The organism is Rhodococcus sp. IEGM1339, from assembly GCF_050321925.1.
GTDB classification, from domain to species: domain Bacteria; phylum Actinomycetota; class Actinomycetes; order Mycobacteriales; family Mycobacteriaceae; genus Rhodococcus; species Rhodococcus pyridinivorans.
Genome location: NZ_JBNQFT010000025.1, coordinates 67,985 through 80,300 on the forward strand (window position 1 = coordinate 67,985; position 12,316 = coordinate 80,300).

Here is a 12,316-nt window from a genome sequence, read left to right on the forward strand (position 1 = left end):
GGCGGTCAATCATCACCGTTGGTTTCCTTCTCCTCGCCGCGTCGGCGCAGGAAGTTGAACCCGGGCACGCCCACGATGGCCTGGCGGACGTCCTTGGCGACGAGGAGCAGTTCGTGGATCTCGGGGGAGACGGTGTCGAGTGTCGCCATGATGGGCAGGACCGCGTCGACCCGCTCGGTGATCTCGGGGAGCCGGTCGATGAGCTTGATCGCGGCGCGCAGTTCTTTTGGTGAGAACTCCTCGACGAACTGGGTGGCGAGGGGAGCGGCACGTTCGGCGAGGGGTTTGTAGGTCTCGAGCAGTTCCCCGGCGGCGTCGGAGCTGCGGCCGGCGGACTCGACGACGATCCGCGCGTCGGCCGCGACCACCGTCGCATCGCGCACGACCCCGCCCGTCGAGTCGATGATCTCCGTGGCGCGCGTGACCGCATCGGCGGCTTCCTCCACCACACCGATGGTCGAGGCGATCACCTGCGTGGCCTGCGCGACGGCCACCGACGCTCCCTCGACGATGTCGGTGGCGTCGGTGACCACGCTGTCGATGCGGCGGATCAGCGATTCGACCGAGTCGATGAGCGATTCGGCCTCGCTGAGCAGGCCTTCCACCCGCGTCGGGAGCGACAGTGCGAACTCGGCGGTCTCGCGGGTGCGTCCGAGCACGGTCCGGGTGACGTCGACGATGGAACCGGCGACCGAGACTCCGAGCGCGGGCACAGGCAGCGAGATCATGTCGTCATAGTGCAGTACGTCCGATCGTCGTGATCGCGGACCTCACATTTTCGGCGTCCCGTTCGTCTACCCGGTACAGGGCACACACCGGATGGAAGGATCGAGGCCGTGACCGCATTGCGCACCCACACCGTGATCGACACACCGATCGGCGAGTTGACGTTGGTGAACACCGACGGCGTCCTGAGCGGCGTGTACATGGCCGAGCATCACCCCGCGCCCGACCGTGCCGGTTTCGGCGAGCAGGTCACCGGGGGGTTCGACGAGGCGATCACCCAGTTCGATGAGTACTTCGCGGGTCGCCGTACCCGGTTCACCGTCCCCATCGCTCCCGTCGGCACCCCGTTCCAACGCGAGGTGTGGGAGGCGCTGATGACGATCGAGTACGGCACCACGCGCACCTACTCGGAGATTGCACTCGCCCTCGGCCGGCCCACTGCGGTACGGGCGGTCGCTGCGGCCAATGCCCGCAACCCGCTCTGCATCATCGTGCCGTGCCATCGCGTCATCGGTAGCAGCGGCAAGCTCACCGGTTACGCCGGTGGTCTCGAGCGCAAACGCTTCCTGCTCGACCAGGAGGCACGGGTGCTGAGTTCCGCCGAGCCCGATGTCGCCGGCGATACCCATGTCCCTGCCTGATCACCTACCGCGGGCGAGCCTGCCTCCTTTCGAGGAGGTGGTCACCCGCCACGGCGCGACGGTCCTCCGGGTCTGCCGCGCACTGCTCGGACCGGTCGACGCCGACGACGCCTGGTCCGAGACCTTCCTCGCGGCGTTGCGCGCCTATCCCGACCTGCCACCGGGCAGCAACATCGAAGCGTGGCTCGTGACCATCGCGCACCGCAAGGCCGTCGACATCCACCGGGTGCGCGGGCGGACGCCGGTGCCCACCGAGAACCTCCCCGAACCCGCGTCGGCCACGGGAAACCCCGGTGAGGGCGACGACGAACTGTGGAGCGCGGTCGCCGAACTTCCCTTCACGCAGCGTGCGGCGCTGGTCTACCACTATGTCGGAGGCCTGCCCTATGCGGAGATCGGCACGATCCTCGGCAACAGCCCGGCCGCGGCACGTCGCGCGGCGGCCGACGGTCGGGTTGCGTTGCGTCGTCGGATCGAACACGGAACAGGGTGTCGCTCATGAACTTTCCACAACCCTCGGTCGGATCGACCGATCTCGCGTGGTTGCGGGAGAAGCTCGTACTCGACGCCGAGGCGGCCGGGTTGCTCGATGTCGCGTTCCGCGTCGTCGACACCCCCGTCGGTCCGCTCCTGCTGGCCACCACCCCCGTCGGACTCGTGCGGGTCGCCTACGTCGCCGACGGATCCGACGCCGTGCTCGACGAACTCTCCCGCCGGATCAGCCCGCGCGTGCTCGACGCGCCGCGGCGACTCGACCCGGTGGTCCGGCAACTCGACGAGTACTTCGCCGGTACGAGGACACATTTCGACGTTCCGCTCGATCTGCGTCTCGCCGACGGATTCCGTCGTGAAGTGATCACGCGTCTGCCCGAGATCGAATACGGGCGCACGGCGAGCTATGCCGAGATCGCCGCCGCGGCCGGGAGCCCGCGCGCGGTGCGGGCGGTCGGTACGGCGTGCGCGAAGAACCCGCTGCCCGTGGTGGTGCCGTGCCATCGGGTGGTGCGCAGCGACGGCAGCATGGGGCAGTACGTCGGGGGAGTCGAGGCGAAGAGGGCGCTGCTGCAACTCGAGTCGGTGGCATGATCACCACCCTCCGGATCCCGGTGGCCGAACCCGTTGCGGTGGGGCCGATGCTCGCGTCGCTGCGAAGCCACACCGTCCCCGGCTACGAACACCACAACAGCGCTACCGGCACCCATCACCGCGCGATCCGCACGAACGGCGGCGCCGCGCACGTCGCCGTCCGCTTCGCCGACCCTGCGACACCCGACGACGGGAGACACGGGGATGTGCGACATCTCGAGGTTCATGTCGAGACCGCAGGTCGCGCGGATGTCGAGGAGATCGAAGAGAGGGTCCGGAAGTGGCTCGATCTCGGCGTCGACCCGTCCGTCGTGGATGCGGCATTCGAGCCCGATCCCGTGCTCGGGCCTCTTGTGCAGACCCACCCCGGTCTGCGCGTGCTCGGCACCACCGACTGGTTCGCCACCGCCGTGTCGACAGTGCTCGGGCAGCAGGTGAGCGTCGCTGCGGCATGCACATTCGCAGGACGACTCGTCGCAGCCTTCGGCGATGGTGCACCCGGTGGGTTGCGATGCTTCCCTACGCCGCACCGACTCGCGACGGTCGAGCAGAGCGAGCTGCGTGCCGTCATCGGCACGACGCAGTCGCGCGCCCGCACCGTCGCCGAACTGGCCCGGGTCGCAGCCGACGGGGTGGCGCCGGAGCATCTGTCGTTCGCGGCAGACCTTCTCGCGCTTCCCGGGATCGGACCGTGGACCGTCGACTATCTCGCTCTACGACTCGGCGACCGCGACGCGTATCCGTCCGGCGACCTCGTTCTCCGACGAGCCCTGCAGGTGGAGAGTGCGCGCGAAGCCGCCGAGCGCGCCGAACAATGGCGGCCGTGGCGGGCCTACGCCGTCATGCATCTGTGGACACACGCCACCTACTCGCCGCCCGCATCCTCGGCGTAGACGCTGCGCACGGCGGTGTCCATCGGGAAACGAACCTGCGTGTCGCCGAACATCAGGCGCGTCGCCACCTCGACCGACGCCGTGATGTGCGACGACGCGAGTTCCGGGTTGCCGGTGTGCACCACCACCTCGTCGTGCTGGAAGAACACGAGATCGCCGGCCGTCGGGTCGGGATCGGTGGTCAGCCGCCGTCGCAGTTCCGCAAGCACGCACAGCGCCCACTCGGCCGCGGTGGCCTGCACGACGAAGTTCCGCGTGAACCGGCCTCGCGCATGCGCATCACCGTGGGAGTGGAAGCCTTCCGGAGCGGGTGGGCACGCACGGCCCAGCCACGAATGCACCACCTCGCCACGTTCACCCGCACGGGCGGCACGTTCGACGAAGTCGACGGCGGTCGGGAAGCTGCGACGCAGCACCGTCAGCAGGGCACGCGCGTCGCCCGACGTGGCGCCGTACAGAACACCGAGCACCGCGACCTTCGCCTTCGCGCGGTCGCCGCCGAAGGACGCCGCGGCGACCGGGGCGTACAGATCGTCCGAACCGGCCGCCGCGACCATTCGCCGATCGCCCGACATCGCCGCCAGGATGCGCGGTTCGAGCTGGCCCGCGTCGGCGACGACGAACGACCGGCCCGGATCGGCGATCACACTCGACCGCAGTGCCTTGGGGATCTGCAGAGCGCCACCGCCGCGACTCGCCCACCGGCCCGATACGACCGCGCCGGGAACATAGACCGGACGGAACCGGTCGTCGCGGACCCAGGTGTCGAGCCAGTGCCAGCCGTTCGTGCTGTACAACTTCGACAGCTCGCGGTGCCGCAGCAACAGAGGCACCGCGGGATGGTCGATCCGCTGCAGCACATGCTTGCGGGTCGACTCGACGGTGATGCCCTCGCGACGGAACGCCTCGAGCACCTCGCTGTGGGAGGCGGGATTCACGGGGCGGCCGAAGACCGCGCTGACCTCCTCGACCACTTCGGCGATACGGCTCGGCAGGTCGTAGCCGGTCGGGCGCGGCCCGAGGGTGTCCTCGAGGAGGCGACGATGCGCTTGCGCCGAGAACGGCAACCCGTCGAAACCCATCTCGGCCGCTGCGAGAGTGCCGGCCGATTCGGCGGCGGTGAGCAACTCGAGGCGGGCGTCGCCGGAGATGCGGCGACGTTGCTCGGCGAACTGCTCGACCACCGCCTCGACGTCGATCGCGGGAGCCGCATCGAAGAGGCCGGGCCGCTCGTCGACCGGCTCCTCCGCAGTGGGCGGGGGCAGGCCCTCGCGTACGGCAAGGATGGCGCCGGTGGTGGCGAGATCGTGGCATCGCTGCACCCGAACATCGGCGCGGAGCAGCTCGGGATAGACCGATGCCGTCGAGGTCCACACCCAGCGCGGTCGCGATTCGGCGTCGATCGCAGCGACTGCATCCGCGAATCCGGGGTACTCCCGCACCGAGCTGAGCGGCGCACCGAATGCGTCGACCTCGACGATGCTTGCACCGCGACGGCCCCGGCCGTCCGCAGGATGAGGAACGACGACCGTGCGCACCCATACAGTGTGCTCCATCACGGCGACAGACCCCGACGCGCGGTGACCCCCCGATTCACCCTCGAATTCACCGGTATCGAGAGCGATCCCCGCGAGAACCGCCACTACCGTGGTAGTGGAGGGACTCCGCCGCTACCCCCGACGCGCGGCGGGGTCCCCCATTTCGTTCGTGGGCCCGTCGCTTTCGCCCGCATGCTCGGAGCTGCCGGAGGATTCGCCCGTATCGTCACGATCGTCCTCACCGGCGTCCACGCTGTCGTTCGAACGAACCGTGTCGGTCGCGACCGCAGAATCCCGAACCTGCTGTCGCGACGGCCGCCAGGGCAGACGCACGGGTGCGTCCGCGGCCCGGTGGAAACCGACACGGTCGTAGATCCACGTCACCAGGGCGCCGACGACGAGACCGAACACGACGCCGACGATCGTCATCGTCACGCCGTGGCCGAGCCCGGCGTCGGGTCGTCCGTCGAAGTAGAGGATGGACCGCACCGCGAGATAGATCTGGTGCATCGGCTCGAAGGTCGACAACCATTCGAACATCCGCGGGGTGGCCTCGATCGGAATGGTGCCACCGGACGACGGCAGGCCGAGCACGATGAACACGATCAGGTTCACCAGCAGGCCCGCCGCGCCGAAGATCGACATCACCGCGAGGGACGTGATGCCCACGGCCGAGATCGCGAGCGCCCCGTACTCCCACAGCAGCAGCGCGCGCGGCGCCGGCATGCCGAGTGCGGTGGCGATCCACACATACAACGCCGAGACGATCAACGACATGACCACCGTGATGCCCCACTTGAGTGCCAGCACCTGCAGGCGCGACATCCGGGTGGTCTCCCGCGCGATGTAGAGGGGGCCGTATTCGGTGGGCACGAAACCGAGGGCGCTGTCGACGACCGCGTTGATGATCGTGGCGCCGGTGAAGCCGGCCAGGATCAGCAGCAGGGTGTAGAAGAAGGCGGACAGGCCGGCGCCCGTCCCGTCGGGCAGCGGCTTGTGCTCGACGGTGAGTGCATCGATCGGCTGGGTCAGGACGAGGCTGGATGCTCCGGACAATTGCAGGTCGGGTGCCGACTCTGCGAGCGTCGCGGTGACGGTCTCGGTCAGCTGCTGCCCGACCGTGTCGTTCACCTGGGTCAGCGCGCGGTCGCCGATCGTCGTGACGATGCCCGTCGCGAACGCGCCCGTCCGGGGATTCGTGTAGAGGGTGATGATCGGCTTCTCGATGTCACCGGGAACGACCGAGGCCTGCGCGAGGATCGAGATGCGTTTGGTGAAGTCGCTCGGGATGACGATCGCGCCGTACAGGCTGCCGTCGTCGAGGCCCTGGTTGGCGGCCGAGATTCCCATCCGTCGGAGGTCGATCTCCTCGGGATCGATGCCGTCGAGGATGCCCTCGGTGATCTGGTCGCCGAAGTTCTGTCGCTCGTCCGATCCGGGCAGCACATCGCCGACGTCCTGATTGACGATGGCCATCGGGAACTGTCTCAGGTTCTCGCTCGGATCGAGGAGTGCGCCGAGATAGAAGTAGGCCAGGGCACTCATCATCGCTGCGACGACAGCGAAGGGCGCGAGCCAGAAGCGCGGGCTGCGAAGGGTGCCGTGGTGCGGATCGGTGGTCGACTGGGTTGAACTCACCTATCAATTGTGCACACAGATGTGTGCTCTTGGAGGGCTCGAGTGCTCGAATGCACGCGAGGTCGGGTTGCGTGATCTGTCACTCGAAGGCGTCCTCCCCGCCCGAATTGCCGGAAAGCGTCGGAGATCGACAATTTCGGTTTGTCGTATCGGACCCCGCGGTCCGTGTTTCGATGTGGTCGACGGACGGATCCGACAGAATGGGTGGAGGGAACGATGGCGAACGGATTTCGGCGGGTACTGCGAGCGGGAGCGGTCGCCGCAGTGGCAGGAGGGATCGTCCTCGGCGGCGCCGGCATCGCGGCGGCGCAGGACGAGTGGCCGGTCCAGCAACCCAACAGCCCGATCTACGTGTACGACGTGGACCCCGCCAACTGGCTCACGCCGGACGAGCTTGCCTACTGGAATCCGCTGGTGAACGAGCCGCGGCTGACCTCGCCCTTCGGCACGAACACCCGCATCGTGTGTCAGGGCTTCCACGGCGTGACGACCGATTGCTGGCAGGCCGACCTCGAAGGCCGTCCACATAAGCTTCAGCGTCTGCCCGCGAACCTTCCGAATGTGACGGGGTCGAGCGCACCCGGCGGAGGCGTCGGGCACTTCGTGTATCCGCTCTTCTGATCCGTACGGGGCGTCAGCGGTCGTCCCGTGAGCTCGGGGTGCCTGTGCTCTCGAGATAGAGGAGAACCGCCCGTACCCGCCGACTACGGTCGGCCTCGCGCGGCAGGTCGAGCTTCACGAAGATCGAATTGACGTGCTTCTCGACGGCGCTGACCGACATGGTCAGACGATCGGCGATGCCGGTGTTCGTCAAACCCTGGGCGAGGGCCTCGAGCACCTCGCGTTCGCGTTCGGTGAGGGTGGCGACAGGGTCGGTGCGGCGGGTGCTCGCGAACAGTTGCCGCACCACCTCGGGATCGAAGGCCGTCCCGCCCGCGGCCACACGTTCCAGGTCGGTGAGGAACGCCCCCACGTCCGACACGCGATCCTTGAGCAGATAGCCCACGCCACCCCAGCCGTTCGTGAGCAGGCCGGTCGCGTTCCGGTGCTCGACGTACTGCGACAGCACGAGCACAGCGACCTGCGGGTATTCCTCCTTGATGCACCGCGCCGCGTCGATGCCCTCCGTCGAGTAGGTCGGTGGCATACGCACGTCGAGCAACACGAGGTCGGGCACCTCGCGCTCGACGACGTGACGCAGCTCGACGGCGTTGCCCACACCGGCAACCACCTCGTGGCCTTCGTCCGCGAGCAACCGGGACAGGCCCTCGCGAAGAAGGGTCGAATCCTCGGCTATCACGATGCGCACGGGATCCTCGCTTCCACGACGGTCGGCCCTCCGCGGGGGCTGTGTACGGAGAACTGCCCGTCCAGCGCGGCGACACGGCGCGCGAGACCTGTCAGCCCGGAGCCCGTCATCTCGGCCCCGCCACATCCGTCGAGTTCGTGACCCCTTCCGTGGCAACGTAGTACGCGGCTGCCGCGACATCGTGTGGTGGTTCCGGGTCGATCGACAGATCAGGTCGGCGACGGTGAAGTGTGCGCGGACAACCCTTCCAGCGCCGCGGCGATTCCGTGCTCGTCGAGCGCGGCCGGGTATATCCGCCACGCCACGTCGCGCAGTTCGGTGAGCAACGCCTGCGCCTGGGCGACGGCGTTGTCGAGGTCGGCGACGAGGTTCCCGCCGCCGCGTTCGGCGGTGCGACGCGCGCGACCGACGTCGAGTGCGAGCGCGACGGCCCGCTGCTGGACGTCGTCGTGCAGGGCGCGTTCGATCCGCCGGCGTTCGTCGTCGATGGCGGTGACGACGTCGGCGCGGGTGCGCTGCAGGTCGCGGAGGCGATGCTGCGTGGCATCGTCGCCGAGCAACCGCAGGGCTGTGCGGACGTCCCACTGGCCCACGATCATCGCCATCCGGACGGAGAGATAGATCATCACGGCGGCGACGAGGAGCGAGACGAGACCGTCGGCGACGGAGATGCGACCGCCTGCCAGCAGGACGAACGCCCAGCCCCCGTAGCCGGTCGCGGAGATCAGGACGAGCAGGACGACGAGGCCGACGAGCGGACCGTAGGCCAGGCGGACGAGGAAATATCCGGTCGGCTCGCGATCCGGAAGATCCCGGACCGTCTCGGCGTCGAACCATCGCACGAGACGAATACGGTCGCGTTCGGCCGCGCGACCCGGTCCGTCGGTGGTACGGCGAGCCGATGCCGCCACACCCGTCACCGCGGTGACGATCCCGAGCAGAAGCCCGACGACGGCGCGGACCGAGGTCCCGAGTGAGCGCCGAAGGTGATCGATCACGGACCGACCCTAACGGGCGCGAATCGATCGGACACGGCGGACGACGAACACCGCCACTGCTGCGACCACCGCGACGATCACGAGTTTCTGCAGCACATCGGCATACGGTTCGACGACTCCCCACTTCTCACCGAGGAGGTATCCGGCGAGTACGAAGATCGAGTTCCACAGGGCGCTACCGAGGGCGGTCAGGACGACGAACCGACCGACGGGCATGGCCTCCACCCCGGCGGGAACCGAGATCACGCTCCGCACGAGCGGCACCATCCGGCCGAGGAGCGCCGACTTCTCGCCGTGCCGGGCGAACCACTCTTCGCCGCGCCGCAGATCGGAGGTGTTCACCAGGGGGAGTCGCTCGACCACGGCATACATCCGCTGACGGCCGAAGGCGCGTCCGGCGAGGTAGAGCAGCAGTGCGCCGACGAGGGAGCCGAGCATCTCCATCAGCTGTAGCGACAGACCCGCGAGGCCGTGGAGTTCGTCCGTGGGGGACTGCGTGAGGGTGTGTGCGAGGTTCATGTCCGGAACACTATGAGCGATGAACGTGCAGGTCGCTGCGGTTTTCCGCCGATTTCGCGGCGTTCGGAGTGCGGTTTTCCGCAGTCCTGCCGAATGCCGGTCGCTCGACCGGATAGTAAATAGATGAATTATCCCGGATCTGCGGTACTGTGACCGCATGTCCAGACCCCGCGACCTCGACTACTGGTCCTTCGTCGAACTCGCACAGGAGCGTCTGAACAGCAAGTTCGGCGGCGAACATCACCGCAGCGCAACCGAAGTCCTGCTCACCCTCAATCGGGCCTCGGATATCGTCACCTACGACCTCGAGGCCGCGGTCCACCGTCCGCGTGGCCGGTCGTGGTCGGCCTATCGGCTCATGTTCGTCATCTGGCTCGCGGGCCCGATCGAACCGAACGTCGCCGCGCGGCTCACCGGGATGAGCCGCGCCGCCGTGTCCAACCTCGCGAAACCGCTGGTCGAGGCGGGAATCCTGGAGAAGACTCCGGTCAGTCACGACGCGCGTTCGGTGCAGTTGTCGCTCACCGAAGCAGGGGAGAAGGAGATCCGCGACAGCTTCCGTGCTCAGAACGAGCGCGAGGAGGCCTGGGTGGAGGTGCTCACCCCCACCGAGCAGCAGATTCTCGTGATGCTCCTGAACAAGCTGATCACCAACCGCAGCCAGTTCGACGTGCGCGGACGCAACTGACACAGCCTCGTGACCTCTCCGTGGTTGCGCTCACACCCTCGGATTAGTTAACGTATTTACTAATTCCAGGCGAGCGACCTTCCCTCGCACGCCCGAGATCCGCGAGGAGTCAGATCATGGCGTTCTACCGACAGCTCGGCGTCATCCCGCCTAAGCGTCACACCCAGCACCGCGACGAGAACGGCAACCTGTACTACGAAGAGCTGATGGGCGAGGAGGGCTTCTCGTCCGACTCGGCGCTGCTCTACCACCGGTACATCCCGTCGGCGATCGTCGACGCGACCGAGTGGAAGCTGCCCGATCAGACCACCAGGCCCAACCATCCGCTCGAGCCGCGGCACCTGAAGCTGCACGATCTGTTCCCCGAGACGATCTGGGCCGAGACGGATGTCGTGACGGGTCGTCGTCTGGTCCTGGGCAACGCCGACGTCCGCATCTCGTACGTCGTGTCGACCGAGCCCTCGCCGCTGTACCGCAACGTGGTCGGCGACGAGATGGTCTACGTCGAGTCCGGTGAGGCCACCGTCGAGACGGTCTTCGGTCCGCTCGAGGCGAAGGCCGGCGACTACGTCCTGCTGCCGATGGCCACCACCCACCGCTGGGTACCCAAGGGCGACGCACCGCTGCGCGCCTACACGATCGAGGCCAACAGCCACATCGTGCCGCCCAAGCGCTACCTGTCGAAGTTCGGGCAGTTCCTCGAGCACGCGCCGTTCTGCGAACGCGACCTGCACGGACCGACCGAGCTGATGCAGGTCGAGGAGGAGAACGTCGAGGTGCTGGTCAAGCACCGCACCTCGCAGGGCATCGTCGGCACCCGCTACCTGATGCCGCACCACCCCTTCGACGTGGTCGGCTGGGACGGCTGCCTGTACCCGTACACCTTCTCGATCCACGACTTCGAGCCCATCACCGGTCGCGTCCACCAGCCGCCGCCGGCGCACCAGGCGTTCGAGGGCAACAACTTCGTCATCTGCAACTTCGTGCCCCGCAAGGTGGACTACCACCCGCTGGCCGTACCGGTGCCGTACTACCACTCGAACGTCGACTCCGACGAGGTCATGTTCTACTGCGGCGGCGACTACGAGGCCCGCAAGGGATCAGGCATCGGCCAGGGTTCGATCTCGGTGCACCCCGGTGGTCACGCGCACGGCCCGCAGCCGGGTGCCTACGAGCGCAGCATCGGTGTGGAGTTCTTCGACGAACTTGCCGTCATGGTCGACACCTTCCGCCCGCTCGAACTCGGTGAGGGTGCGCTCGCGTGCGAGGACGCCGCCTACGCCGGCAGCTGGAACCGCAATGCAGGAGCGGCCAAATGACTTTCGGACCTCTCCTGACCGGACTGTGCGACGACGCTGCGCTGTTCCCTCCGGGCAACGCCCCGCTGCCCGTCGCTGTCCCCGCCCACGCCGGGCACCGCTCGTCCGCGCACGCACCGCTCGTCGGAGCGTTCGTCTTCCCGGCCGGTCGCCTCGGTGAACTCGCAGATCACCTGGCGCAGCACCCGTATCCCGGTGAGCTGGCCCTGAGCCTGACCGCACCGACCGGCACCGCCGCCGTCCGGCCCGCACTCGAGCAGGTCGACGCAATGGACTCGGTGTCCGTGGTGGCCCTCGAGATCGCGGTCCCCGCAGAGCAATCCGTCGACGAGCTGTTCGCGGCGCTCGACGAGATCAGGGTGAGTCGACCGGATATCGATGTATTCGTCGAGGTTCCGCGTGACGAGCGCCGAGCCGAGATCCTCGCCCGACTGACCGGGACGCCGTACGCCGCCAAGTTCCGCACCGGCGGGATCGTGGCGGAGGCTTATCCGGACGAAGCCGAGCTCGCCGCAGCGGTCTCGACGGTCGTCACCACGGGAGTTCCGTTCAAGGCGACCGCCGGTCTGCACCACGCGGTGCGCAACACCGACCCGAGGACGGGCTTCGAACAGCACGGGTTCGTGAACCTGTTGGCCGCGGTGGACGCGGTGCTGTCCGGAGCCGACATCGACGAGGTCGCGTCCGTGCTGGCCGAACGTGACGGGGCAGTGCTCTCCGCACGTCTCGGCGCACTCTCCGACGACCGGGCCGCAGAGGTCCGGCGCCGTTTCCTGTCGTACGGCACTTGCAGCATCGCCGAACCGCTCGAGGATCTGCTCGGCCTCGGTCTGGCACCCTCGACCGTTTCCCCGATCACCGAAGGACTCTCAATGACTGTGTCAAGCAACAGCAGCGGCCGGAGCCGGGTTGTCGATGCTGAATTCTCGGCCGTCACGCAACAACGCCCACAGAACATCGA

Annotated in this window: 13 protein-coding genes and 1 pseudogene; 8 read left to right on the plus strand and 6 right to left on the minus strand. The window is 67.8% G+C overall.

Annotation, left to right across the window (positions count from 1 at the left end):
• Positions 1 to 5 precede the first annotated feature (5 nt).
• Positions 6 to 728 carry a hypothetical protein gene (locus tag ACQR3U_RS19755; protein ID WP_006554654.1) on the minus strand — a complete coding sequence of 241 codons (723 nt, stop codon included), beginning with the start codon at positions 726 to 728 and terminating at the stop codon, positions 6 to 8.
• A gap of 108 nt (positions 729 to 836) precedes the next feature.
• Between ACQR3U_RS19755 and ACQR3U_RS19760 the strand changes: the two genes are divergently transcribed.
• The 4 genes from ACQR3U_RS19760 to ACQR3U_RS19775 are packed head-to-tail and all read left to right on the plus strand — an operon-like array spanning position 837 to position 3,346.
• Positions 837 to 1,367, plus strand: coding sequence for a methylated-DNA--[protein]-cysteine S-methyltransferase (locus ACQR3U_RS19760; protein ID WP_006554655.1), 531 nt, complete (start codon positions 837 to 839; stop codon positions 1,365 to 1,367).
• Positions 1,354 to 1,869, plus strand: coding sequence for an RNA polymerase sigma factor (locus ACQR3U_RS19765; protein WP_037215917.1), 516 nt, complete (start codon positions 1,354 to 1,356; stop codon positions 1,867 to 1,869). The genes ACQR3U_RS19760 and ACQR3U_RS19765 overlap by 14 nt, the downstream gene beginning before the upstream one ends.
• Entirely contained in the window at positions 1,866 to 2,453 is a 588-nt protein-coding gene (locus ACQR3U_RS19770; protein WP_230811192.1) for a methylated-DNA--[protein]-cysteine S-methyltransferase, read from the plus strand. Before ACQR3U_RS19765 ends, ACQR3U_RS19770 begins: the two co-directional genes overlap by 4 nt.
• On the plus strand, positions 2,450 to 3,346 hold the full coding sequence (locus ACQR3U_RS19775) for a DNA-3-methyladenine glycosylase family protein (protein ID WP_039583723.1): 897 nt from the start codon (positions 2,450 to 2,452) through the stop codon (positions 3,344 to 3,346). Before ACQR3U_RS19770 ends, ACQR3U_RS19775 begins: the two co-directional genes overlap by 4 nt.
• Here ACQR3U_RS19775 and ACQR3U_RS19780 read toward each other — a convergent pair.
• Together ACQR3U_RS19780 and ACQR3U_RS19785 are read right to left on the minus strand one after the other, a co-directional pair.
• Entirely contained in the window at positions 3,319 to 4,884 is a 1,566-nt protein-coding gene (locus ACQR3U_RS19780) for a bifunctional 3'-5' exonuclease/DNA polymerase (protein ID WP_372477707.1), read from the minus strand. The genes ACQR3U_RS19775 and ACQR3U_RS19780 overlap by 28 nt on opposite strands.
• Positions 4,885 to 5,016: 132 nt before the next feature.
• Entirely contained in the window at positions 5,017 to 6,522 is a 1,506-nt protein-coding gene (locus ACQR3U_RS19785) for a YhgE/Pip domain-containing protein (protein WP_006554660.1), read from the minus strand.
• Positions 6,523 to 6,738: 216 nt separating this feature from the next.
• On the opposite strand from ACQR3U_RS19785, the gene ACQR3U_RS19790 reads away from it, so the two are divergent.
• Positions 6,739 to 7,143 (plus strand): hypothetical protein, encoded by a 405-nt coding sequence (locus tag ACQR3U_RS19790; RefSeq protein ID WP_033097552.1) that lies wholly within the window; start codon positions 6,739 to 6,741, stop codon positions 7,141 to 7,143.
• A gap of 13 nt (positions 7,144 to 7,156) precedes the next feature.
• Here the strand turns inward: ACQR3U_RS19790 and ACQR3U_RS19795 are convergent, their stop codons facing one another.
• The 3 genes from ACQR3U_RS19795 to ACQR3U_RS19805 form a co-directional block, all read right to left on the minus strand.
• Positions 7,157 to 7,831: a response regulator transcription factor gene (locus tag ACQR3U_RS19795; RefSeq protein WP_230811190.1), complete on the minus strand. Its 675-nt coding sequence runs from the start codon at positions 7,829 to 7,831 to the stop codon at positions 7,157 to 7,159.
• Positions 7,832 to 8,040: 209 nt separating this feature from the next.
• On the minus strand, positions 8,041 to 8,829 hold the full coding sequence (locus tag ACQR3U_RS19800; protein ID WP_230811189.1) for a histidine kinase: 789 nt from the start codon (positions 8,827 to 8,829) through the stop codon (positions 8,041 to 8,043).
• A gap of 9 nt (positions 8,830 to 8,838) precedes the next feature.
• Positions 8,839 to 9,348, minus strand: coding sequence for a DedA family protein (locus ACQR3U_RS19805; RefSeq protein WP_230811188.1), 510 nt, complete (start codon positions 9,346 to 9,348; stop codon positions 8,839 to 8,841).
• A gap of 157 nt (positions 9,349 to 9,505) precedes the next feature.
• Between ACQR3U_RS19805 and ACQR3U_RS19810 the strand changes: the two genes are divergently transcribed.
• The 3 genes and pseudogenes from ACQR3U_RS19810 to ACQR3U_RS19820 all read left to right on the plus strand — a co-directional run.
• Positions 9,506 to 10,036 carry a MarR family winged helix-turn-helix transcriptional regulator gene (locus tag ACQR3U_RS19810; protein WP_006554665.1) on the plus strand — a complete coding sequence of 177 codons (531 nt, stop codon included), beginning with the start codon at positions 9,506 to 9,508 and terminating at the stop codon, positions 10,034 to 10,036.
• Positions 10,037 to 10,152: 116 nt separating this feature from the next.
• Complete coding sequence (locus ACQR3U_RS19815) at positions 10,153 to 11,355, plus strand: homogentisate 1,2-dioxygenase (RefSeq protein WP_024102288.1); 1,203 nt, start codon at positions 10,153 to 10,155, stop codon at positions 11,353 to 11,355.
• Positions 11,352 to 12,221 (plus strand): annotated as a pseudogene (locus tag ACQR3U_RS19820) (hypothetical protein); the annotation flags it as partial. The gene ACQR3U_RS19815 and the pseudogene ACQR3U_RS19820, both read left to right, overlap by 4 nt.
• Between the last annotated feature and the right edge of the window lie 95 nt (positions 12,222 to 12,316).